This is a genomic window from Cellvibrio mixtus subsp. mixtus J3-8 (assembly GCF_000766945.1).
Classification (GTDB): Bacteria; Pseudomonadota; Gammaproteobacteria; order Pseudomonadales; family Cellvibrionaceae; genus Cellvibrio; species Cellvibrio mixtus_A.
The window spans coordinates 4,502-24,366 of the sequence record NZ_KN266218.1 but is presented as its reverse complement, the minus strand read 5'-3'; the positions used below and the strand labels follow the sequence as shown (position 1 = coordinate 24,366).

Genomic DNA, 19,865 nt, shown 5'->3' with positions numbered 1-19,865 from the left:
GATTTTGCAACCAGTTTCAAAATCAGGATGACTTTAAAACATCATAAACAGATTGCCTGCTTAATTTTAAATCCTTGGCTATTTTTGTTTTGGGAATGCCCTCTTGGGCTAGCTTCAATACCTGAGCTTTGGTCTTATCAGTAATGGATGGTTTCCTGCCCATCTTGATCCCGTTGGCAATAGCCGCCCTGCGTCCCTCATGAGTACGCTCAAGGATTCTCTCCCGCTCAGCTTGGGCAACCGCTGCAAGGATGGTTACTACCATCTTCCCCATCGACCCTTCGGTACTAATCCCATCATCCAGAAAGCGTACAGATATGCCACGTTTATGGAGTTGGTCTATTATCGAGATCATATCAACTGTATTGCGGCCAAGGCGATCAAGCTTGGTTACTAGGATGGTGTCCCCCTCCCGAGCCTTGGTAAGCAACAGCTGCAACCCTTCGCGGTTGTCATCCTTACCCGAAGCTTTGTCCATAAACAGAAAGTCCGGGCTGTTCTTCACACCCTCTTTGATGAGTCGGTCTTTCTGGATGGTCAGATCCTGTTGATTGGTAGATACGCGGGCATAACCTAGAAGAGCCATATACTGTCCAGAAAATAGATTGATTTACAGATTTGTAAAAAAACTAATAAAAACCGATTTATTTGACAGTATACACAGGGTCTGGGTGGGTGTAAAAAATCTTAAGATTTATTTTACTGCTCCAGCAGATTAAGGCTTAATGCTTTTAATTGTTTTATTGTCTGAGGATAAGGCGGGGGTGCTTTGAGGTGGCAAAAAATTATAATCCACTATCTGACTTGTATCAGGGGTCGCTCGCTGAGTGGCGAGCGCTTCTGGATCCATTGAGTGAATATAAATACGCGCTAGAAATAGGAAAAGTAGCTAATCAGTTCAACTCTGCCAGTGAAATTCTAGGCATGATGAACGGGGCTGCTCAGCCATTTCGTAGTTATCAGGAAGCTTATGGCGTGAGCAATGTGTTGAGGGAGTTAAATTCTGTTGGTGCTTGGTATGGTCTTACGACTTCTTTGGATAGTTATCGTAAGTCAATGGAATTGGATGTGGTGTCTGATCAGGTGAGAGCCATTCAGGAATCGGCAAGTGCATGGAAAAGGCTTGTGGATCCCCTTAAAAGCTATCAAGAGTCATTCGACTTAATTCGTGGGCATACAATTCAAAATGAAATGTTTAGGCAGTCTGTTGATGCCTGGGCTGGCTTGTCCCAACCATTAAAACAATTTAAGGAAGCGTTAGGTTGGGTGGATGAGCTTTCGACTATTAAATCTGCGAATGAATTGTTTATATCTGATCTTGATAATAGTGTAGCGCTAGGCTACCTGAGAGATCAGGCGCTAGGCGTATATTCGGAAATAGAAATAGATAACAATGAAATTTTTCTCTCATCTAAACAGATTGCAGCTCAAGAGTTGCAGGAGTTATCAGAAGAGATAATTCGTAGCGTCTCGTTAAATAATACTTCTGGATTGGAGAAATCAATTAATGATTTGGTCTCTGAAATTAAAGCACAAAGAGATCCATGGCTGCAAAAGCTTTTGGCATGGTTTATTTATCCACTTCTGGTGGGGATTATAATAGCAATTATCACCCCTATAGCCGAGCATCATGTCGGCTCATTTCTAAAAGAAGATAAGAAGTCTGTAGAGAAGAAGATTAGAGCAAAGGCAATACAATCAGTTGGCAATCATGAGATTTTAAAGTCAATTAGGTATGTTTCTGCTGATCGCCTTAATGTTAGGTTGGCACCATCAAAAAAATCTGACGTTATAGGGGTTTTGCAATTTTCTTATTCCGTTCTGATTCTGGAGAAAAGGAAGAGCTGGACGTTGGTGGAATGGCGGGATGTAGATTCCGATGTGGTAATAAAAGGTTGGGTTTTTTCTAGATATTTAAAAAAATTTAGATGAGCTGTTTATGTAACTATAACACACCTGCAGGTTTCTTTGCTGTAATGATGAGTCAAAAACTAAACAATATTAATCATCAGTCAGTTCATTCGCTGTAAAAATTATAATTGGATATTGTATGTCAGTAGTTAGAATGCCATGGGAGCGGCGCTTAGACGATCTTGCTCATATTCTACATGCATGTAGTGAGACGTATTTTGATCCCGAACTTTTTAGAAGAAACACAAATCAGTTTTTGCAAACTGCAAGAACAATAACTTTCATTATTCAGAAAAATAAGAGTGATATCCAAAATTTTGACGAGTGGTATCAAGAAAATGTTTTGGATAAATGGGTTGGTGACGATGTGATGCGCTGGGCGAAAGATTCAAGAAATATTATTGAAAAGCAAGGAGATCTTGAATTTAACAGCACATTGACTGTGACTCTGATTTTCTCCTATTTAGAAGAAGACGATCTGCAAATGCCTGTTGGCGAAAAAGAGCTGCTAACTGCCAGTGTTAAGCGTTTAGTCCGTTTTGCACAGAAATATTTTCCAACAAGACTTACGGATGTAGCTGGAGTTAAAATTGAACGTGCTTGGGTAACCAAATCACTAGAGAAAAGAGAAATCCTTTCTGCTTTGGAGTACGTTTATGCTCGTCAATATGACTGTTGTGAAGCTCTTGCCAAACATCTTAATAGGGAATTTTATGGGAATGTTCATGAGCAATATTCATTGGGAAACAAGAATGAGTATTTTCGACAGGTAGAAATGATAAAGCTAAAAAGTATGCAGAGTTGTCGCATAAGCTTTGGACAAATCAAAAGGCCACCTAGTTCACAAGTGCCTGATTTTGTTAGAGGCAGAGCTTCAGAGCTTAAGAGTATGCTAGGCGAAGCACCTCATGATTATAAATCAGCTGTTGATTACTATAGCAGAATGGCTGAAGGAACCTTTAAGCAATGGGGTAATCACCTTACGGTTCTGTATTTTTTGAATCCTGACTGGTCAATTCAACAGATGATTAATCCTATGTTAATTGATCAAACGGATAAATATTTTTTTGCGCGCTTAATTGCAGAGCAGATAAAAGTAAAAAAGCCCCACTGTCTGATTCATATTACAGAGGCTTGGACAAGAGATCTAAAAAAATATCGTCCCGGCTTAACTATGAGCAAGTTACCCATCAATGGTGAGTTTTTACAGCTTGCAGCTGTGGATGTGGATGGTAACAAAACGATATGCACATGGAGGATTGTTAGGGAGCTAGGGGATCAAATACCTATGCTTGATGCGCAAAAAATTGAGGATGAAACAGATGAGCGCATCTTTTTTTTAGTGCCAGCGATGAGGGCAATGGGAGTGCAACCAAAGTTTTATCAATCTGATTAGCATTACATGTAACGCTAATCAGAAGTTTCAGCGGTTGATAATGATGAGGCACGCCATCTGGTCTTTATGGAAGATTGCGGAGTTAAGCTTCGCACTTTAAAGATTGAGCTACAACCTTATTTGCAACCTGTTGCAAAAAGTTACCGTATGGTTGCTTCGTCATTGATTGCTAAGGATTCTTGATTTTTCCTTTTATGTATTTCTATTTTGTGTGACTTATAAAGAGAGTTAAGTGCGGTTTTATGTAGGGTTCCTGATATTGGATTTAATAATCTTTTTGGACGCTTCGTTCCAAGAAATATTGAAGGCACATAATTTTGGAAAAAAATGAACTTCTGAGTAGTTGGGAATATTTGCTGTTATCCAGAGGCTAAGTTTTCTCCAGTCTTTAGTGGCTTCGTAATAGGGTAGGTAGGAATTAACTACCACGCAGGCCATAGCTCCATAATTCCCATACTTATCAGGGTAATCCCAAATATGCCGGGCATAGTTTCTTTCATTGCTTGCGCATCGGTACTGGTTTTTGTTTTCAGCGCCTTTTGCATTCACTTCAGGGCAACGGTAGCCCGACCTTATGCTTATGCGTCCAAAGGCTTCCTGTAGCGGCTCAAGGACTTTCTGGCAAAGCATTGAGCCTGTTTGTATGGCTGTCTCCGGGTAGTGCGGGATGTTGGGGATATTTTCTATCTGGGATATTTCGGAGTAGAGAAAGTCGCGCATGAAGAAAGAAGGGGAGAGCTGGACTCTCCCAAAATCTTCTAGCTGATTTACCGTCAGTATTTTTGATGGGATTTTTTTAGCGTGGATCAAATGCAAGTTCAATTAACTCCCAGTTTTTAATATCCGCTGTCTCATTTCCATCCGCTGTTAAGCCTTTGTATTTCACTTTGCAGAGAATTTGGGTTCTAAGCATTGCGCCGAATTTATTCTGTGAGTCTACGTAGGTTTGAATGATGTAGCTCTGACTTTTGAAGCCTCGGACATCAGTTGGAAGAAATGGAAAGTCTGCTGAGGCAGGAGAGGCCAAGTTTTGTTTTGTGTATTGATTGCAAATGATAAAAGCCATTGTGCTTAAGTCTTCTTTTTCCAATTCTTCCCGAGCCTTCTCCTGTTTTTCGGCTTCAATGGTTGCCAGTCTTTTCTTTTCCTCTGCATCAAGGTGCTGGTAGTACGACGTTGCGCTTGTGATATTTACTTGTGCCGCTGCTTGTTTATCTGAGAGTGATTTAAAGCCTGCTTTCTTCGCGTCTTTTTCTTCCTGTGAGTCCAGATTCAGAATGATCACGAACACAGCGGAGATCGCTATTTTTAGGGCTATATGAAAGCGCTCTGACATCCATAACCCAATTAGTCCAACAGGGAAAAAGAAGATCAGCCAAAGAGTAACAACCCACCGTTTGTTGTACCAAGGTGTTTTGGCGGGGGTGGCCGATAAGTCTGCGCTAGGGGGCGGGGTAGTCTCTTGCATGGTGTATCCCTATTGTTAGTTGATATTTGAGTGCGATGCTTAGATGCATTTTGAAACCAGTTGCAAATCAAATTATCCCAAAATGGGATAATTTAAACAATATTCTAATTTGGGATATTTCGGCTTACAGGCGAAGTATCTAAATGGCAAACAGACCTTGGGATGAGAAGAGGGAAGTCCTCACCGCATTACTTAAAACTCTGCGTAGCGAGGCAGGCTTAACGCAAACCGAGATGGCTAACTTATTGGGTAAACCCCAGAGTTATGTATCTAAATATGAAAGTGGAGAGCGGCGGTTGGATTTTGTGGAAGTAATGGAGGTTTGTGAGGGGTTACACGTGGCTCCGAAGTCTTTCCTTGAGCGATATTTTGCCAGTTTTTAGTTGTTGTAGGGGCGAGTGACGGAGTTTCAAAACACGGCTCCATAAGTGAAATTTATTGTTTGCAGCTTCATCCAATTAATTGTAAATCACTGTGGATTTTGTTGATTGCATCTTGCAAAACCTTCAACTCATATCCCATACCATAGTTGTCCATTACGTCTTCTGAGTGCTTCCAGCCCCCCAGTGTTGCAGCAATTTCTTTGTTGATGTTGTGTGCCCTGCATTCATCCCTGAATGTATGTCTAAAACTGTGAAAGCAAAGCCCCGCACGCTTGAGATTTGATGCAATAAGGAATCGGTTGAACCATTTAGAAAAGTTATCCGATAGGCTGTCGCGAGCGCTAGAGGATAGGTCAGGAAAGAGCTGCGTTTTATTTTGTGCTTTAATCTTATTTACGTATTCAAGAAAACCTATTTCTATGAGGTTTTTGTGGATAGGGATAATGCGCTCGCTATGGTCGGTTTTTAAAGTTTTTGTTTCGTCTTCATCAACACGTACATGGATAGCATGTATTCCGTTTATACACTCTATGTCGTCGGTAAACAGTTGGCATATTTCATTCAATCGCATGCCCGTATAAAGCGCTATCAAGGGCACCCAGAAGCGATGACGACGAGGTTTGTTTTCCCCCGGAACATTGTAACTATGTTCATCGTCTTTGCAGCCGGTGTATATAGGGGTTGAAAACAGTTTATGTAGCTCATCGTGATTAAACGGTATCCGACCTTTTTTGTTGCGTTTTACCTTCAGCTGAGGGATATGGTTTGCCGGGTTTGTGTCCAGTAGTTGTTCCCTCACCGCAAAGTTAAAAATTGCGGAAAGATTTTTCATGTGGCCATTAACAGAGGTGGCGCTCAGCGCTTCTGTAGAGCCCTTGGCGCACGTTTCTATTGCTTGCATAAGGGTTAGATGCGGATATTTCTTTTTTGCGTTAGAGGGAAGCTGGGCGAGTTTATCTCTGAACTCTCTACAGTCCGCAGGCGTTAGCGACTTAATCGGTTTCTGTTTGCCAAATAATTCGACTACAAAGTCAAATGTGAGTTTGTACCCAGCCAACGATTTTTCGGTCAGGCCATCACTACGTTTTGCGGAGCGGAATCTTTGGAGAAGGATTTCAAGAGTTACATCATTCGAGGGGATTGATTCCCCCGTCCATGCTAACGCTTGAGTGTTGGTAAATAGGCTTGACGGTTTTCGTTGGAAAAACTCTCCGAACCTTTCAAAGCTTTCAAAAATTTGCTCCAAGCGAGCTTGGCGAATAAGGTTGTAAAAATATTGAGCTTGTTCTCTATTCAGAGTTTGCTTATCGATTGCAGACTCATCAAGAATTTTATTGGCAGTTGCTTGTATCGATGATGCGTTAATAACTTCATCGGCATTGCTTAGCGCTGCCAAATCATCTTTTAAATTGTCGAGAACCGCGTCCTTTTCAGTAGGGGAAATACTGATTCTAAGTTGGTCATCTTCAAGCGCTGATTTGGCGGACTCTTTCCTGTGCCAGATTAATACTGCACGTTCGAGGTCAGTATTGGATATGTGATTGGTTAGCGGTGTGCTTACTGATGCGCTGGGGGTGGGCTTTAATAGTTGCCTGCGCAGCTTCTGGAATTCTTCCTCGACTTTCAAAAGCTCAAGTTGCAGGCGTGCTTTAGCTTCCTTTGAGTCTTTGGTCTTGAGGCTGCGTTTTATCTCAGTTTTCTTGAGGCGATCAACAAGGTCTACAGGCACTCGTACCCGCAGGTAATAGTGGCCGTTTCGATTAAGCAGGTGTGATCGTTTAGACAAGTCTTCCATACCCCAAGTGTACCAGTAATGTGTACCACATGGGATATGGAAGTCTTTATGATTCAATAACTTATTAGAAAACAACAAGTTATTTTAAAGTGGTGGAGCCGGGGGGATTTGAACCTTCGGCCAACCCAGTAATTACAAGCCCTTCAGCCGTGATGTTGTCATTGTATTGTCATTGTTTCCGAAAAGCGATTCGGCTTTTGACCCCGCGCCGACATCGGCGCTTGGCATCCACCGGCCATAGATTCTGGATATCATCATCCAGCTACTGTGCCCCATCTGAGTGGCCACCCACATTGGGTGCTCGCCTGCTGAAAGCATCATGCTGGCATAGGTGTGCCGGGTTTGATAAGGCCGCCTATAACGCACGCCGGCGCGTTTTAAGGCAGGTTGCCATAGCGTCTTGCGGATTGGTCCATCACCAGCCCATCTTTCGCCCGTGCGGGGATTTTGGAAAACCTCCAGCCCGGCCAGAAAGGTGTGCTGTTTTTGATCCATTAGCGCCTGTAATGCGGGTTTAAGTAATTTAACTTCTCTTTGCCCGGATGTTGTTTTTGTCGTTTCCGCCTCGGTGGCTGCTTGTGTTAATGCACGTGATATCCGCACGACACCCCTGATCCAATCGATATCTCCCCAATCCAGAGCAACCAGCTCGGAAGTGCGCAAACCGGTCCAGAAAGCAAACTGAATAAGGTTTCGACCTTGGCCATTTAGCTGTGCTTGGATTGCCTGCTGTTCTTCTGCAGTGAAAGGGTCAACATCATCGGTTTGCTTTGGGGCTTCCCGGCGCTGATAAGTCCAGCCCTGCAGTGGGTTGGATTCAATGCGTTCATCGTACACAGCGTCATCCAGGGCGGAGCGCAGGCAGCTTTGGATGTTGCTTAGGGTTTTATTACTGGTGGTTAAGCCATCCAGCCATTCGCGAATACGCTTGCGGGACAGCTCGGATAGTGGCAAATCGCCAAACTGGGGAATAACCCGGTGAGTAATTATCTTCCGGTAGCCTTCGGCTGTACTGGCTTTCACCTCAACCTCTTTGCGATCAAGCCAGCGCTCCAGGTAAGTCTTGGTTGATTCTGGTTTGGTGGATGAAAACTGGGTGGCGCGTGAGGAATTGGGAAACGTTGTAGCGTAGTCGAATGTGCCGCGCAGGATTGCATCGAGTATTGCTGCTCGATGCAATTCAGCACGTTTTAAATTAGTGGCGGTGGGCTTGAGCGCGATTCTTTCGCGACACCTGATGCCTTGGTACATGAAACTGATTTCAATACTGGAGTCTGATCCGGGTTTGACTCCGCGCCCATCTCTACCCATTCTCTATACCCCTCCAAATCAATTAAAACACGGCCATCCGGGGCATGATGCCATAGATGGCCTTTAAGCCATTTGCCATCTCGAATTTTCGTTCGGATTGCATCTTCGGTGTAGCCCGACAGTTCCGAGAAGCGATTGACTGTAATATAGCGAATCATTTTTGTGTAGGCGTATCAATCAGGCTGTTAATGTGTATTGTTGTTTTTGGCATTACTGCGGTCGAGGATTGGTAACCCAGTTTTTCGCAGCCTCTAGCGCATCCTCTAGTGATTCGGCATATATCCATGTGTAGCTATAGTGATTCCAGGAATAGCCAATGCATTCCATTACGGGGGTTTCTACCTTTATCAATAAGCCTGTCAGTTGATTAATCAGTAGATGATTAAGTATCTCGTCATCACTGCTTCCTTTGCAGCCAATAGCTTCGGCGATTTGATCGTGATCCGTATAAAGATCGCCAATGCAATCAGTTAAATCGTCGGTGTCATCCCAATGATGAATTAGAGTTGCCAGCCAATAAATCCCACCAATTTTGAACGTGTGACGATTGGATAGAGCGGAAGCTTTTTCGTTTAATGAACTCATATCTTTACTACCGGTTAGCAGGTTGCATAACGTGAATTGCATAAACCTCTTGCGGTTGGTTACTCCATTCGTCACAAATCACTGTTTGAATTTCATAACCGGCGTAAGGTTTTTTGATTCGTCTGGTTTCATCGTTTCGGCGTGGATAGCCGAGGGTAAAAATCACGTTGGTGTAGCTCTTTCCCTCAAGCCGCCTTCTCCAGTATTCGGTTTTTAGTCGGTACTCAAAGGGCTTTATCCCTTGCTGGATTTGTTCAAACCATTTGCGCTTTAGCGGTAAGATTAAATCCATGACCGTCACCAATAGTTTCGGCATTTAACGTAAACGGCAACGCCGGGGCATGCTGTTACATGGGAATAGTGCCAGAGCCAAAGTGTTGTAATAATCGCCCCTATTACGAAGATTTTTTTATAGCTAAATTTTTTCATTTATTGGCTTCTCCATTTCACCTGTAGGCTTTCCGCAGAAAGGGCAGAAGGAATGAAAAAGAGACAAGCGCTCCTTTTTCTTTTGCCCTTCTAATTCAATTTCAACAACGTTATATGTTCTGGCTACGAAATTATTTTTGCTGTCAATTCCAAATCCAACGCCGAGTAAATCGATACGCTTCAGTGGTTTTTTAAATCGTGGGTTATCTGTGAAGTCTTTAGTCAAAGCTGATTTAATTTCGCCTACACATTTGCACTGCATTCGTTGTCTCCTATTTATGCCACTTGGTTGAGTCTTCATTTAGTGCTTGGCAATGAACGCAGGTAGAAACACCGGGCAAGGCGAGGCGGCGAGCTTCCGGAATGGGGTCTCCACATTCACCGCAATCGGTTGCACTTGGCTGCGTGTTATTTTGTGGGCGGTTATTCAGGATGCGCGCAATACGTTCCTGTTCGATATCGCTGGCAATGTCTGCTACATCGGCCATGGTTAATCTCCTTAGTGAGTGTTGTTGTTATGAAGGTGTGACCAATCAGTGGCGAGCTGTTGAAATATTGCGCCGCCGTTTTCAATGAGCGAGTGAGGTTCGGTATTCATGCGGCAGCGCAAATCAATCACTACAAGTGCAGATAAGTAGTAATTAAAATCAAGCAAGCACAGCCCGCCTAAATCCAGCTTGTATTCGTAGATGTTATAAGTGCTTAACAACACTGCGGCGGCGATCTCACTGGAGCCGCAGCTTTTATTGGCCAACTCCAGCAGGGCGTTGATTGCTTGGTATGGCGTTATGTTGCGTGTGCCGCACGTTATCGGGGCTTCTCGTTGCATCTTTTCTTCCTCCGGTTTTTTAATTAATAAATATTCAAGTAACTGCAAACCGCTATCAGTCACTAATGTTTTTTGGTAAGGCATTTTTCCTTTTGTCGGGTGATTCCAACTGCTATTGGCAACCACAAAATAGCCCTTACCGCTGTAGCGGCCCTGCGGCTTATTCGTCGAATCCAATACGCGCATTTCACGCAATTTTTTTGTCATTACATTGCGACCAATACCTAAAAGCTGTGCTGTGTCGTCGAAGGTGAAAGGCATAAATGCTCCTAATCTTCATGTAATGGGCCATCGGGAATGGAAACGCTTAACCCGTATGTGGCTAGTTGGTTAAGGCTCAATGCGTACAGGTGACCTATTCGTTGTCTGCGAATGGCGCGCTCTATATTTGCTTCGACAGCAACCTCGGCTCGCTCCAATTGCTTTGCAAAAACTTTGGAGGTTTTCACTGGCATTGCATCGAATTTGGAGCGCAGGGCGCTGGTTTGGGATATGTGTTGCATGATGTGAGTGGGTCTGATTAACAGCCATGTATCACCGTCCGGGCGTGCCTCAAATTTGAAGGGAAATTTGTATTCATGCCGGTCAATTTCGCCCAAAATAATTTCCATGATCTGCACCCATGGTTCACGGTTTGCCCGTGATTCCATAATGTGGATATTCATTTCCTGAATGAGATCATCGGGGAATTGATTTTGATCGGAGGCGATGCCCGCGAATTCAGCGAGCAAAATCCACGCGGTTCCGAGTGCGGCGTAATTGCTAACCATACGTGCGGCGCCGTCATCATCTTTGCTTCCAGCAGCGCGCAGTAACAATTTGTTGCGCGTTGCTTGATGAATTTCTCGCACGCGTTGTGGGTCAAGGCTCGCTAAAAATTGCAGCCATTCACGCACAGGAAATCGCGGTAAATTTGTAGGAAGAATGTCGCCTTTGCGGCCTGATAGTTGAGAGCGAACAATTTTTCCTTGCAGGCTATCCACTGGAACATCTTCACCGGCTAGTAGCACCGGTGCACATAACAGATATTCCGTCATGTCTCCGCCACGGCGTGTGATAGTGAATTGGTAAGTTTCCTGCAGTAGACCTACCGCTTTATCGATAATGTCTTGGCGACGTGCAGAAAGTTCTTCCCAGCCAATAGGCTGCGATGTATGGGACACACTTGTGATCAAGCGGAACTCAGTACCCAAGCTCTGACCAGAAAACATAGTGAATGCGATGGTGCTTTCCAGCGCTTTGATCAGAGTGGTTTTTCCTGAGCCTTTATCCGCTTGTAAAACCATGTGCGGCCAAAAACCGAGGTAAGGCTTTAGGTGGCCACCCAGTCCCCACGTGAGAAGCTGACAGGCTGCGTTCTTGCGAAAAGTATTTTGATATGCGGTAACGACAGGCGCGGCGTTGGCGACTGGGCCACTTGGGAAACGCAAATTGTGATAAGGGCACTGCTTTTCCGGATCTGAAAAATAACAATCAGCACCTTCATTAACTACCGGTTTACCATCACGAAAACACAGGCCAACAAAGTTAGCTGCATTGCGTGCACCAATGCTGGTTGCGCGCTCCCAAATGCTGAGCATACGTGCAAATTGTTGTGGCTTAAAAATCGGGCCGAATTTGCTCCAGTTAGTGATGTTGTGTAAACCATCATCGCTGATTACACGCCGCAATAAATTTTTCTCGTGGCGTGGTGTTTGGACAGCCGCAGCAAATACTGTATTTGGTTGTGCATCTTCGCCACCGCTCATGGTTGCGTGGGCACTTGCAATTGTGATGCGCGATAAAGCTGCTACGCGAAAACCGCAAACGTCTTCGTGCACAAAGCTGGTATTTCCCTGATCATCTTTGGACGTGCTCATGCGCGATGTAAAGTCGGCCTTGCAGCGAAACTTCCAATAAATAGCGAAGTCGTGCGCAGGTAAATATAGGCGCTTGCGTCCACCCGGTGCTTTAGTTTCACCATCACCGGCGCCCGCTAAGCCGGGTATTAACCAAGGCTCTAAATTTTCCAGTGCGTTGCTGGTTGGCCGTGGGCCGTGTTTGATTAAATATTCATTTAAATCGTTAATGCTTTCCCATTCAGTGGTTAACTGGTCAATCATTTGCACTGGAATGTTTAGCGCGGTTAACGCCTCGCAAATTTTCCACGCGGCTTCAGGACCAGGGCGACGGCCTTTGTCTGGACCTTCTTCCAATGGTTTGTCGTTATCGAAGCAAAGCACTACGCTTTTGCCGATCAGGAACGACCAATCAATATCGGTATTTTTTGTGCCGCGAGTTGCTAATACAGCCATGTCCGGTTTTTTGGTAACAAACCATGCAGATTCAGCGCTAAGGGCATTAATAGCGCTCTCAACAATCACCACTGTTTTTGCTCTGCGTACTCTTGCCCAGCAGCTTGTCCATAACACGCCTTCTTTGTCGCCAATGCTTTTGGTTTTCAGGTCACCATTAAGCGCAGGGTCTATATAGCGGTAGTCAATTCCGCGCGCACGGCTGTCATGCATATCAAGGCAAATAAATGCGGGCGCAGGGCCGCCATAGCCCAGCTTGCCCGGTTCATGCTTGGCGCTTGTGAATTCACTAAAACCTAATGTGCGGCGTGCAATGGCGGTGGTGATAACTTTTTCATCCAGTCCGCGCACTTTAGTTAAATATTCAATCGCTTTTGCAGGCTCTTTAAGGCATTGCAGTGCGATGTATTCAATGGTGCTGAGTTTTGCTGGTTGTTGCTTTTTTTCGCGTGGCTCTTCGGGAAGGTTGTACCATTCACGAATCGTTTTAATGGCTTCTGCGGTCGAGCATTGGTGTACATAGGCTACCAAGTCAAAGCAGTCGCCTTTCTGATCTGCGCTAAAGTCTTCCCAGCGCTGTGTAAAATCATCGCAATTAAAAATCGATAACGAAGGGTTGCTGTCATCGTGGTGCGGGCTTCGATAATTCCCATTACCAGTGGCATCCGGCCGTACTAAACCCAAACGTGAAGCTACATCGTGCAAATCAACTTTCTTTTTAATATCAGCTAGCTTCATTCTTTTTTTTCCGGAGCCAAAGATTTTTTAAATGTGTTTCAGTCATCGGTCGTAGTTCAGTTGGAACTTTTTCCAATGCTGCGCGGCGGTCTTCAAGTTTTGGAATCTCTGCTATTTCTTCCGCCCAAAGTCGTGCAGGCTTTTGTAATTTCCGGTTCATGCGCCTATCGCTTTAAATCCGACGGTGCTAATCGCATCCAATGTCGCTATGTAACGGGCTGCTGCGGAGTAAGCGCCGTCTGTGTCGTTGTTGAGAAATGCCGCACCCATCGCGGGGACTATTAATGCTTGTGCTTCTTGTACTGCGGTTAAACGAATTTTTTCCCGCACAAGCTTGTCTTCACCCTCGGCCAAACCAATCGCGCCCACAGGGACTTTGTGGCCAAATTCAATGGCCCCGCTTTTCCAGCAATACGCGAATAGTTTTTTAGGGTGCGGCATGGTGCTTGCCTCAGTGCGTAACTACTTTTAATTGCTCGGTTTCGGCATCGCTTTCGCCGTGGGTGTCATGCAAGCCGAGTAAGTCGCCTAACGTGAACACCAGTTTTTTATCAAGAGCCTTCACAATCAAAAGCTGTGCCGTTGAGTTCGCGATATCAATGCAGTGGCCTTTGGGAATATTTCGGGATTCCAGTTCAGCCAATACACGCCAGCAGGCCAATTCTGCGGCGTCGCGTGTCATTTCCAATTTGGTCATAAGTTCGTCGCGTGATTCAGTGATGCACTGACGGCGTGGCTTTTTTTCTTGTAAGCGGCGGGTTAGCGCAATTACAGCGCTGGTATTAATTTGCGTAATGCTTGGATTCATGGTGCGGCTCCGTTATTTGTTTTCAAAAAGCAGCATCTGATCGCGGTGTGGATCAAATGGGTTTTTGGTTGTGACTTGGCTTTTGCGTGGCATGCCATCTTTCTGTAAGGCATAGGGTGATAAGGGCAAATTGATTGCGCTGGTTGTTGGTTGTAGTGAAGGAGTGATGGTTGCCAAAAGCTCAACAGCAAAAGAACCTCTCCAGCCACAACTAGAAATGTCTTGGCATTCAACAACGCCGTGGGCATATACAGGCGATAGACGTCTGCTAAAACGTATACGCGCTTTTTTAAGGCACACGGGACAAATAAATTGATTGCGCTGGTTTGCTGCTAAGTTGTTATCACTGTCTGTCATCACTAAGCCCTTAGAACGGTTGTTCTCCGGTTGCGATAGATTCCAGTAATTTCGCATCGCCAGATTTGGCGTTATCGCCAACGATTAGTCGCCACGCGAGGAATGCGCCGTAAGCCCACTCGCGATAAATTTCACCATTTTCATCTGCTGGTTTTTCACGGCTTTTGTTTATAAGGCGTTTAATTTCATCGCAGATTAATTCGGTGGTTCGAGGGTAATCGCTGTGAACCATTCCGAAGTTATCGTCATGAACACAGCGGGCGACTACATGTATCAGTCTGTCATCTGGGGAGTCCGGAATTACCCGATCATATTCGCTGAGATAATGTTCGTAAGATTCTTCACCGTCGAAACTCAGCATTTGCTCAGTGCATTTAATATTCATGCCCGCTCGCGCTAAGCAAATGCCGATTAAATTGAGCAGAGTGGTTTTCCCTGATCCGGGTGCGCCCTCAATCGTGATGGTGATAGCTGGTGTCATTATTTATTCCTCTCTTCGATACATTGGTTAATCCACTCATCAATTTCCGTTTCGAGCCAAGCCACTGTGTTATTGCTCAGATGTATAGGTTTGGGGAATCTTTCTTTTTCCATAAGTGCGTAAATGCGTGCCCGACTCAAACTGGTTTTTTCTTCTACGTCTTTGCGCCTTAGTAGGCTGCTTCTTTTACGTTGTTGGCCCGATGCAGTGTTTGGATCTGTATTGATCTTATGGTCTATCCAACTTTCGATTTCGCTGAGTAAAAAACCTGCAGCTGAATTGGCTCCTTGTCCCATTTTTATTGGTTGAGGAAAGTGTTTATCGCTTGCAATAAGCCGATATGCGGTTGCACGAGAAATTGCAACTATGGTGAGCATCTCTTTCATGCGGATAATTCGATGACCAGATGCATTGCTTTTTGTGGTTAACGAGGTCATGGGCGTTTCCTAGTGGTTTTTTAACGGAGTTACTTGATGCTGATTCATTAGCTCTCTCCTTAGTTGCAAGTAGGTCTCGGGGATTCGCGGCGCTCTAGTGCATCTATCACCAGTAACCGGCAAACACTGGTCATGCTGCGTTCTTCTGCTTTGGCAATAGCCTCGATCTTTGCGCGTTGGTCGTCGGCCAGGGTGACCATCACATGGGTGCGCAAACGGCGTGGGCGGGTAGCGGATTTGGTTTTCATGGCTTAAAGTTCCTGTATGGTTGTGTGCAAATGTGCACATTTATTAAGTTTGGTGTCCAATTGGACACTTGTCAATGTTTTTTTGGTGTTCAAATGGACTCTTTTGGCGAGCGATTGCGTAGTGAGCGGGAACGGTTGGGGTTAACTCAGGATGAGTTTTCTGAAAAAGGGGGAGTAAAAAAGCGAGCTCAAATTAATTACGAAAAGGGGGAGAGAAACCCTGATTCGACTTATTTGGCGGCTATTGCAGCAGCTGGTGTTGATATTGTTTATGTCATTACCGGTGTACGGACTACACCAGCGGCGGCCTTAAGTCCGCGAGCAGCTGCGCTTGTAGATAACTTTGAACACATGGCGGACGAAGACAAAAGGGCAATTGAACGCTTGGCCGATGCGGTACAGAAACCGCAGGCGCAAGGTTTGACAGGAACGAAATAATTAAAAATGAAGTGTTCAATTTTCTTGCTCAGATAATTGAACAAGGGAGTTGTGCAGATAGGGTTAACCCTTAACCAAGAGCCAATTGAGGGTTTTGTGTGTTCCTTGAATTACAACCTTCACCATCGAACAAGCTGTTACATATAAGGAGAGGTAATTGAGAGTTGTACTTGTCATTTTGGGGGCTTTGTTATTTATCGCAAGTGTCAAACTTGGTTATTGTCTCCTATCAAATGGAAAGCTATCTGGTTCCGAATTTATAAGCTTAATAATTGCATTTGCAATAATTGGGCTAATCATTTCATTTGCATCAGAAGTAAGTGAGTTTTCAATCGCAGGAAATATCGTAAAGTTAAAAGAAGTGAAAGCTGATGCGGAAAGATCTATCGCTGAACTTAAGGAGGCAAGAACGGAAACTTTTAGATTTTTACTATCACTAACAAAGAAATATGGTGGTGGCTTAGGTAGTATCCGTAATCCAATTGATGAACGAATTCCAGATTTTTGGTCGCTTTTTGAAAAAATTTCCTCCTTCAGCTGCGTGAACGACCTCAAAAAAAATATAATGGAAGTAATAGACGTTCTTTTGAAAGGGCAGATAAAAGCGATTTCCAAATTCAATAATAATGTTGAAACCAAATATCGTGGTGAATATGAGTTTCCGACGCCAGTAGCATTGTCACATGATTCATTGCAAGAGCAGCATCTACAAGAAGCGGCAGGACGTATATTTCAAGGGGATTTGTATAAAACTAGAGGTGCCGTACTAGCTGGCTTGGAGGAATACAGAAAGCTATTTGAACTAAAAAACAAACTTTCTTGAAGACATAAACAATCATCAAATGGATGGCAGGTTTTTAATTATCATTTTGCTTTTCAGATTTTTTCGTTTCATGACAAAAACTCTAAATATCACCGCTTAGATTAGTAGGTATAGATAATGGTTACTGCCGAAGTAATTAACCGAGTTCTTTTTGTAAAAGTGGCCGATTACGGTTCGGCCACTGTGGTGGATGTTGATGGAAGGCAGTATTTAGTTACAGCAAAGCATTTGCTTCGTGGGGAATCTGAAGTTAGCAGTATTAAATTTTACTTCAATGGAAAATGGGAAAATTTAAATGTAAAAATTGTTGGAGTAGCGCGAGGTGGTGCTGATATCGCAGTATTTGCGACGGATACTATTCTTTGTCCTTCTTCATTGCCTTTAATGGTAGGTAACAAGGATATGGTATTAAGCCAAGATGTTTATTTCTTGGGTTACCCTTTCAAATTAAGTACTGACGGAGGGGCGGCGCTTCAAGGGAGGCCATGTCCTTTTGTTAAAAAGGGCATATGGAGTTCGCTTTTCGATGATGGCACTGGAGACTATAAGCTCTACATTGATGCAATTAATAACGAAGGTTTTTCTGGTGGCCCAATCGTTTTTAAGGTTTCGGGAACTAACAAGTTTTCATTGGCGGGTATAGTTTCTAAGTATAGAACTGAACATGGCAGTGTTGTGTGTGAAGAAGGGAATAGTACGGGCTGGACTGTGGAATACAATACAGGTTTGACTATTGGTACCGATATTTCAGAAGCAGTGAAAATAATCAATCAAAATCCAATAGGCCTGCTACTGCCAATTTAAAAATCAATATTCACCAATTTAAGGAGTCTTTGATGGGTGAGGTAGAAGAAACAGCGAAAGCAGTTCAAGAGGTTGCCAAGACAACCAGTAATGCGCTCGACAAAGGTGCTGAACTGTCACGTTTTATTGGAAAGGTCATCGGTCCAGCTATTGAGGATCTCGGCGCTATTGCCAAGCAGTATACTGAATATTGGAAGATAAAGAATGCGCTCAGTCTTAATGATAAGTTTGAACGCGTTTTAGCTAAGCGTGGAAATCCCTCACTGTCTTCGCTCCCTCTTAGAACCGGTTTGCCACTTTTGGATGCAGCTGTTCTAGAAGACGAGGATAGCATCCAAATTATGTGGGCAAATCTTTTAGCCTCAGCAATGTCTGAGGAATGTATGTTTACAGTGGCTAAGTCATATGTGGAAGTCTTGAAGCAGCTCGATCTGGTAGATGCTGAGTTGATTGAAGCTATATATCGAATGCATCTCCAAGCCACACTTGATAAGACAAAAAGCACATATATCAACCCAAAGAAAACGAGAAGTGTTATTCAGATTAGCTTTGCTGTTAACAATTTGGAACGGTTGGGCCTGATAAAGTTGCATGCCAAATCAGAGAAAAAAGTTGATGATACGGTTATCAGTATTTTCTTTTTGGAGGAGACTTCAGGCAAAGAGCGGTCATTTTCAATGAATGTATCTTGTACTTTATTCGGTATTTATTTCATGAGAGCATGTACTGACCACAAGTTGCAATCAAAAGATGGGGGCGAGTTTGTGCCGATTGAGGATCGATTTGATTACCATGGTTACGGTGATAAAAGCTAAAGCGTTACTGTGCCGATTTTTTGTTGGTTTTTCTGTTTGATTGTTGGATTGCAGTAGTTTAATAGGTGCCGATTTTAAATTCATTGAAAATGCGAAGGAAACGGTTTGAAGATTTTTAAACAAATTTTGAAAGAGTTTTGGTTTCCATTAATTCTTGCCGTTTTATGGACTATCTACAATATCTATGTCGACGAAAATAGAGGTGGATGGCCAGTTCAAAAAATTGTTAACACCTTTGGTCCTACATTCTTCCTTCTGAGTTGGGTTACAGGCCAATTCTTTAGAGTGAAAAAGCAGGCAAAAGTTGAGGATAGTTTTGGAAGTGTGGAGGTTCGTTTTAATGAGCTTATTGATAAGCTGGAGGCAAAGGCCGAAGAAACAATCTCTCATATATCCGGTGGAGGTAGCTATCCTATGGCTCAGTTTTGTGGAATTGGCCCCCCAAATAACTGGGGGTTAATAGTTAGACATCATGGTAGCTATCCGTTATATGATGTCACTGTGAGAATTACTGACTTGCGACAATTGGCTCAAGCTAAGGATTCTTCATCTATAAGTGCTGCAGCATTTGGCACCATGAAGCACGTTGGAAATATGATTCCGACTCAATCGAACATTGTTTTTGCGGTAGACGTAAAAGATTATTCTGAGCTGTCATTCAATATTTTCTTTACTGCAAGAAACGGACTTTTTTCTCAACTACTGCGGATAAAAAAAATCAACGATTCATGGGTGTCTGCCATAAAGGGATTGAACAAGGACGGCGACATAATTTTCGAACATGTTGAAGAGTTGTTTCCACGGGACTCTAGTGGAAATGTTAACTGGTAGTGCTGGTTGCCAACTCTTGGCATCCTGATTGATCAGTGCGATTCTGCCTCAAGGCTGCTGGTCAATCCGGTAGATTCAGAGAGTCTATGAGTAACCCTAATTGCAACCCATTTAGTGCTATCTATTTCCGGCTTAAAGCCCTGGCACTGAATGAGTGCTTCTGGTTCCAGGTCTAAATTCCCCCTCGCCAAATTTAAACTAAACGTAGTTTTTCCCCGCTGTAATCGCGCCAACTCTGATTTTGCTGCGTAAAGTGCATCCGCTTCGCTTGCGTAAGTTTCCTTTAATTCCTTTGCCTTTTCAGTTGTGCCCGCAATCACCATTTGGCGCTTTGCTCCGGAAACATTATTCCAATAGGCGCGCACACCGGTGTAAGCGTTGCGGTCTGCACGTACATAACGGTGCTGATCGCCGTCACTTCTGATGATTGTCACTGGGTTTAATATTTTGCCGGTGATTGATATTCCCTGCGCAATCGGCATGAATAAAAGCCTGCCTTCTTTTACTGCAAATAAAGCATCGTACCGTTCACCCAAACGCGTTAAAAAGTGTGCGTCGCTTTCGTGGGTTTGATCGATATGGTGAATGCGTATGCCATCCAGTGGCTTGCCAACAACCGGGATAAGGCCATGTTCATTGGCAATGGTGGTGACAATTTCCAGCACGGTTTTTTTATGCCAACTC

27 protein-coding genes are annotated in these 19,865 nt (G+C 43.9%); 8 read left to right on the top strand and 19 right to left on the bottom strand.

Features of this window, described 5'->3' with window-relative positions; translation table 11 throughout:
* Positions 1-22 precede the first annotated feature (22 nt).
* Positions 23-586, bottom strand: a complete 564-nt coding sequence (locus A596_RS21405; RefSeq protein ID WP_039918753.1) for a recombinase family protein — start codon at positions 584-586, stop codon at positions 23-25.
* 188 nt (positions 587-774) lie between these two features.
* Between A596_RS21405 and A596_RS21400 the strand changes: the two genes are divergently transcribed.
* Positions 775-1,932 (top strand): SH3 domain-containing protein, encoded by a 1,158-nt coding sequence (locus tag A596_RS21400; protein WP_039918751.1) that lies wholly within the window; start codon positions 775-777, stop codon positions 1,930-1,932.
* A gap of 118 nt (positions 1,933-2,050) precedes the next feature.
* Positions 2,051-3,307, top strand: coding sequence for a hypothetical protein (locus A596_RS21395; RefSeq protein WP_039918750.1), 1,257 nt, complete (start codon positions 2,051-2,053; stop codon positions 3,305-3,307).
* A 240-nt stretch (positions 3,308-3,547) separates the two neighbouring features.
* Here the strand turns inward: A596_RS21395 and A596_RS21390 are convergent, their stop codons facing one another.
* Both A596_RS21390 and A596_RS21385 read right to left on the bottom strand, forming a co-directional pair.
* A complete protein-coding gene (locus tag A596_RS21390; RefSeq protein WP_160280205.1) occupies positions 3,548-4,123 on the bottom strand; it encodes a peptidase M15 in 576 nt (191 codons plus the stop codon).
* On the bottom strand, positions 4,104-4,775 hold the full coding sequence (locus tag A596_RS21385; RefSeq protein WP_039918748.1) for a hypothetical protein: 672 nt from the start codon (positions 4,773-4,775) through the stop codon (positions 4,104-4,106). The genes A596_RS21390 and A596_RS21385 overlap by 20 nt, the downstream gene beginning before the upstream one ends.
* A gap of 143 nt (positions 4,776-4,918) precedes the next feature.
* On the opposite strand from A596_RS21385, the gene A596_RS23770 reads away from it, so the two are divergent.
* Positions 4,919-5,158 (top strand): helix-turn-helix domain-containing protein, encoded by a 240-nt coding sequence (locus tag A596_RS23770; RefSeq protein WP_039918747.1) that lies wholly within the window; start codon positions 4,919-4,921, stop codon positions 5,156-5,158.
* 67 nt (positions 5,159-5,225) lie between these two features.
* Here the strand turns inward: A596_RS23770 and A596_RS22445 are convergent, their stop codons facing one another.
* The 15 genes from A596_RS22445 to A596_RS21310 all read right to left on the bottom strand — a co-directional run bounded on the left by A596_RS22445 (position 5,226) and on the right by A596_RS21310 (position 15,470).
* Positions 5,226-6,953, bottom strand: a complete 1,728-nt coding sequence (locus A596_RS22445) for a site-specific integrase (RefSeq protein ID WP_052417782.1) — start codon at positions 6,951-6,953, stop codon at positions 5,226-5,228.
* Between the two features lie 132 nt (positions 6,954-7,085).
* On the bottom strand, positions 7,086-8,264 hold the full coding sequence (locus tag A596_RS21370; protein WP_039918745.1) for a site-specific integrase: 1,179 nt from the start codon (positions 8,262-8,264) through the stop codon (positions 7,086-7,088).
* Between the two features lie 210 nt (positions 8,265-8,474).
* Positions 8,475-8,849 carry a hypothetical protein gene (locus tag A596_RS21365; RefSeq protein ID WP_039918743.1) on the bottom strand — a complete coding sequence of 125 codons (375 nt, stop codon included), beginning with the start codon at positions 8,847-8,849 and terminating at the stop codon, positions 8,475-8,477.
* 7 nt (positions 8,850-8,856) lie between these two features.
* A complete protein-coding gene (locus tag A596_RS21360) occupies positions 8,857-9,141 on the bottom strand; it encodes an ASCH domain-containing protein (RefSeq protein ID WP_200882990.1) in 285 nt (94 codons plus the stop codon).
* 123 nt (positions 9,142-9,264) lie between these two features.
* Positions 9,265-9,540 (bottom strand): hypothetical protein, encoded by a 276-nt coding sequence (locus A596_RS21355; RefSeq protein WP_039918740.1) that lies wholly within the window; start codon positions 9,538-9,540, stop codon positions 9,265-9,267.
* Positions 9,541-9,550: 10 nt separating this feature from the next.
* A complete protein-coding gene (locus tag A596_RS21350; protein WP_039918739.1) occupies positions 9,551-9,766 on the bottom strand; it encodes a TraR/DksA family transcriptional regulator in 216 nt (71 codons plus the stop codon).
* 11 nt (positions 9,767-9,777) lie between these two features.
* Complete coding sequence (locus A596_RS22440; RefSeq protein ID WP_052417781.1) at positions 9,778-10,368, bottom strand: DUF7673 family protein; 591 nt, start codon at positions 10,366-10,368, stop codon at positions 9,778-9,780.
* Between the two features lie 8 nt (positions 10,369-10,376).
* Positions 10,377-13,139, bottom strand: a complete 2,763-nt coding sequence (locus A596_RS21340) for a toprim domain-containing protein (protein ID WP_039918737.1) — start codon at positions 13,137-13,139, stop codon at positions 10,377-10,379.
* Complete coding sequence (locus A596_RS23230) at positions 13,126-13,299, bottom strand: hypothetical protein (protein WP_160280203.1); 174 nt, start codon at positions 13,297-13,299, stop codon at positions 13,126-13,128. The genes A596_RS21340 and A596_RS23230 overlap by 14 nt, the downstream gene beginning before the upstream one ends.
* Positions 13,296-13,580, bottom strand: a complete 285-nt coding sequence (locus tag A596_RS21335) for a hypothetical protein (RefSeq protein WP_039918736.1) — start codon at positions 13,578-13,580, stop codon at positions 13,296-13,298. Before A596_RS21335 ends, A596_RS23230 begins: the two co-directional genes overlap by 4 nt.
* 10 nt (positions 13,581-13,590) lie before the next feature.
* The gene (locus A596_RS21330) at positions 13,591-13,947 is read right to left on the bottom strand and encodes a hypothetical protein (protein ID WP_039918735.1); all 357 of its coding nucleotides are present in this window, start codon (positions 13,945-13,947) and stop codon (positions 13,591-13,593) included.
* 12 nt (positions 13,948-13,959) lie between these two features.
* Positions 13,960-14,304, bottom strand: a complete 345-nt coding sequence (locus A596_RS21325) for an ogr/Delta-like zinc finger family protein (protein WP_039918732.1) — start codon at positions 14,302-14,304, stop codon at positions 13,960-13,962.
* A 10-nt stretch (positions 14,305-14,314) separates the two neighbouring features.
* Positions 14,315-14,785 (bottom strand): P-loop NTPase family protein, encoded by a 471-nt coding sequence (locus A596_RS21320; RefSeq protein ID WP_039918731.1) that lies wholly within the window; start codon positions 14,783-14,785, stop codon positions 14,315-14,317.
* Positions 14,785-15,222, bottom strand: coding sequence for an AlpA family phage regulatory protein (locus tag A596_RS22830; protein ID WP_084128781.1), 438 nt, complete (start codon positions 15,220-15,222; stop codon positions 14,785-14,787). Before A596_RS22830 ends, A596_RS21320 begins: the two co-directional genes overlap by 1 nt.
* Before the next feature lie 59 nt (positions 15,223-15,281).
* Positions 15,282-15,470, bottom strand: a complete 189-nt coding sequence (locus A596_RS21310) for a hypothetical protein (RefSeq protein WP_039918730.1) — start codon at positions 15,468-15,470, stop codon at positions 15,282-15,284.
* Positions 15,471-15,500: 30 nt separating this feature from the next.
* Here A596_RS21310 and A596_RS21305 point away from each other — a divergent pair, with 30 nt between their 5' ends.
* From A596_RS21305 to A596_RS21285, 5 genes are all read left to right on the top strand, one after another.
* Positions 15,501-15,908, top strand: coding sequence for a helix-turn-helix domain-containing protein (locus A596_RS21305; protein WP_200882989.1), 408 nt, complete (start codon positions 15,501-15,503; stop codon positions 15,906-15,908).
* Positions 15,909-16,065: 157 nt separating this feature from the next.
* Positions 16,066-16,731, top strand: a complete 666-nt coding sequence (locus tag A596_RS21300) for a hypothetical protein (RefSeq protein WP_052417780.1) — start codon at positions 16,066-16,068, stop codon at positions 16,729-16,731.
* A 117-nt stretch (positions 16,732-16,848) separates the two neighbouring features.
* Complete coding sequence (locus A596_RS21295; protein ID WP_039918728.1) at positions 16,849-17,535, top strand: trypsin-like peptidase domain-containing protein; 687 nt, start codon at positions 16,849-16,851, stop codon at positions 17,533-17,535.
* A 32-nt stretch (positions 17,536-17,567) separates the two neighbouring features.
* A complete protein-coding gene (locus A596_RS21290) occupies positions 17,568-18,350 on the top strand; it encodes an Abi-alpha family protein (protein WP_039918727.1) in 783 nt (260 codons plus the stop codon).
* A 105-nt stretch (positions 18,351-18,455) separates the two neighbouring features.
* A complete protein-coding gene (locus A596_RS21285) occupies positions 18,456-19,181 on the top strand; it encodes a hypothetical protein (RefSeq protein WP_039918725.1) in 726 nt (241 codons plus the stop codon).
* Positions 19,182-19,213: 32 nt separating this feature from the next.
* On the opposite strand, the gene A596_RS23035 is transcribed toward A596_RS21285, so the two are convergent.
* The coding region (locus A596_RS23035) for a contractile injection system protein, VgrG/Pvc8 family (RefSeq protein WP_039918723.1) at positions 19,214-19,865 on the bottom strand (652 nt) is incomplete at its 5' end.

Excerpts from the sequence above, each read along its gene's own strand:
- A596_RS22440 (WP_052417781.1), bottom strand. The coding sequence starts at position 10,368 with ATGCCTTTCACCTTCGACGACACAGCACAGCTTTTAGGTATTGGTCGC.
- A596_RS21325 (WP_039918732.1), bottom strand. The coding sequence starts at position 14,304 with ATGACAGACAGTGATAACAACTTAGCAGCAAACCAGCGCAATCAATTT.
- A596_RS21370 (WP_039918745.1), bottom strand. The coding sequence starts at position 8,264 with ATGGGTAGAGATGGGCGCGGAGTCAAACCCGGATCAGACTCCAGTATT.
- A596_RS21340 (WP_039918737.1), bottom strand. The coding sequence starts at position 13,139 with ATGAAGCTAGCTGATATTAAAAAGAAAGTTGATTTGCACGATGTAGCT.
- A596_RS21330 (WP_039918735.1), bottom strand. The coding sequence starts at position 13,947 with ATGAATCCAAGCATTACGCAAATTAATACCAGCGCTGTAATTGCGCTA.
- A596_RS21395 (WP_039918750.1), top strand. The coding sequence starts at position 2,051 with ATGTCAGTAGTTAGAATGCCATGGGAGCGGCGCTTAGACGATCTTGCT.
- A596_RS21360 (WP_200882990.1), bottom strand. The coding sequence starts at position 9,141 with ATGGATTTAATCTTACCGCTAAAGCGCAAATGGTTTGAACAAATCCAG.
- A596_RS23770 (WP_039918747.1), top strand. The coding sequence starts at position 4,919 with ATGGCAAACAGACCTTGGGATGAGAAGAGGGAAGTCCTCACCGCATTA.
- A596_RS21335 (WP_039918736.1), bottom strand. The coding sequence starts at position 13,580 with ATGCCGCACCCTAAAAAACTATTCGCGTATTGCTGGAAAAGCGGGGCC.
- A596_RS21405 (WP_039918753.1), bottom strand. The coding sequence starts at position 586 with ATGGCTCTTCTAGGTTATGCCCGCGTATCTACCAATCAACAGGATCTG.
- A596_RS21385 (WP_039918748.1), bottom strand. The coding sequence starts at position 4,775 with ATGCAAGAGACTACCCCGCCCCCTAGCGCAGACTTATCGGCCACCCCC.
- A596_RS21355 (WP_039918740.1), bottom strand. The coding sequence starts at position 9,540 with ATGCAGTGCAAATGTGTAGGCGAAATTAAATCAGCTTTGACTAAAGAC.
- A596_RS21305 (WP_200882989.1), top strand. The coding sequence starts at position 15,501 with ATGTGCACATTTATTAAGTTTGGTGTCCAATTGGACACTTGTCAATGT.
- A596_RS22830 (WP_084128781.1), bottom strand. The coding sequence starts at position 15,222 with ATGACCTCGTTAACCACAAAAAGCAATGCATCTGGTCATCGAATTATC.
- A596_RS21320 (WP_039918731.1), bottom strand. The coding sequence starts at position 14,785 with ATGACACCAGCTATCACCATCACGATTGAGGGCGCACCCGGATCAGGG.
- A596_RS21310 (WP_039918730.1), bottom strand. The coding sequence starts at position 15,470 with ATGAAAACCAAATCCGCTACCCGCCCACGCCGTTTGCGCACCCATGTG.
- A596_RS21350 (WP_039918739.1), bottom strand. The coding sequence starts at position 9,766 with ATGGCCGATGTAGCAGACATTGCCAGCGATATCGAACAGGAACGTATT.
- A596_RS23230 (WP_160280203.1), bottom strand. The coding sequence starts at position 13,299 with ATGAACCGGAAATTACAAAAGCCTGCACGACTTTGGGCGGAAGAAATA.
- A596_RS21290 (WP_039918727.1), top strand. The coding sequence starts at position 17,568 with ATGGGTGAGGTAGAAGAAACAGCGAAAGCAGTTCAAGAGGTTGCCAAG.
- A596_RS22445 (WP_052417782.1), bottom strand. The coding sequence starts at position 6,953 with ATGGAAGACTTGTCTAAACGATCACACCTGCTTAATCGAAACGGCCAC.
- A596_RS21365 (WP_039918743.1), bottom strand. The coding sequence starts at position 8,849 with ATGAGTTCATTAAACGAAAAAGCTTCCGCTCTATCCAATCGTCACACG.
- A596_RS21295 (WP_039918728.1), top strand. The coding sequence starts at position 16,849 with ATGGTTACTGCCGAAGTAATTAACCGAGTTCTTTTTGTAAAAGTGGCC.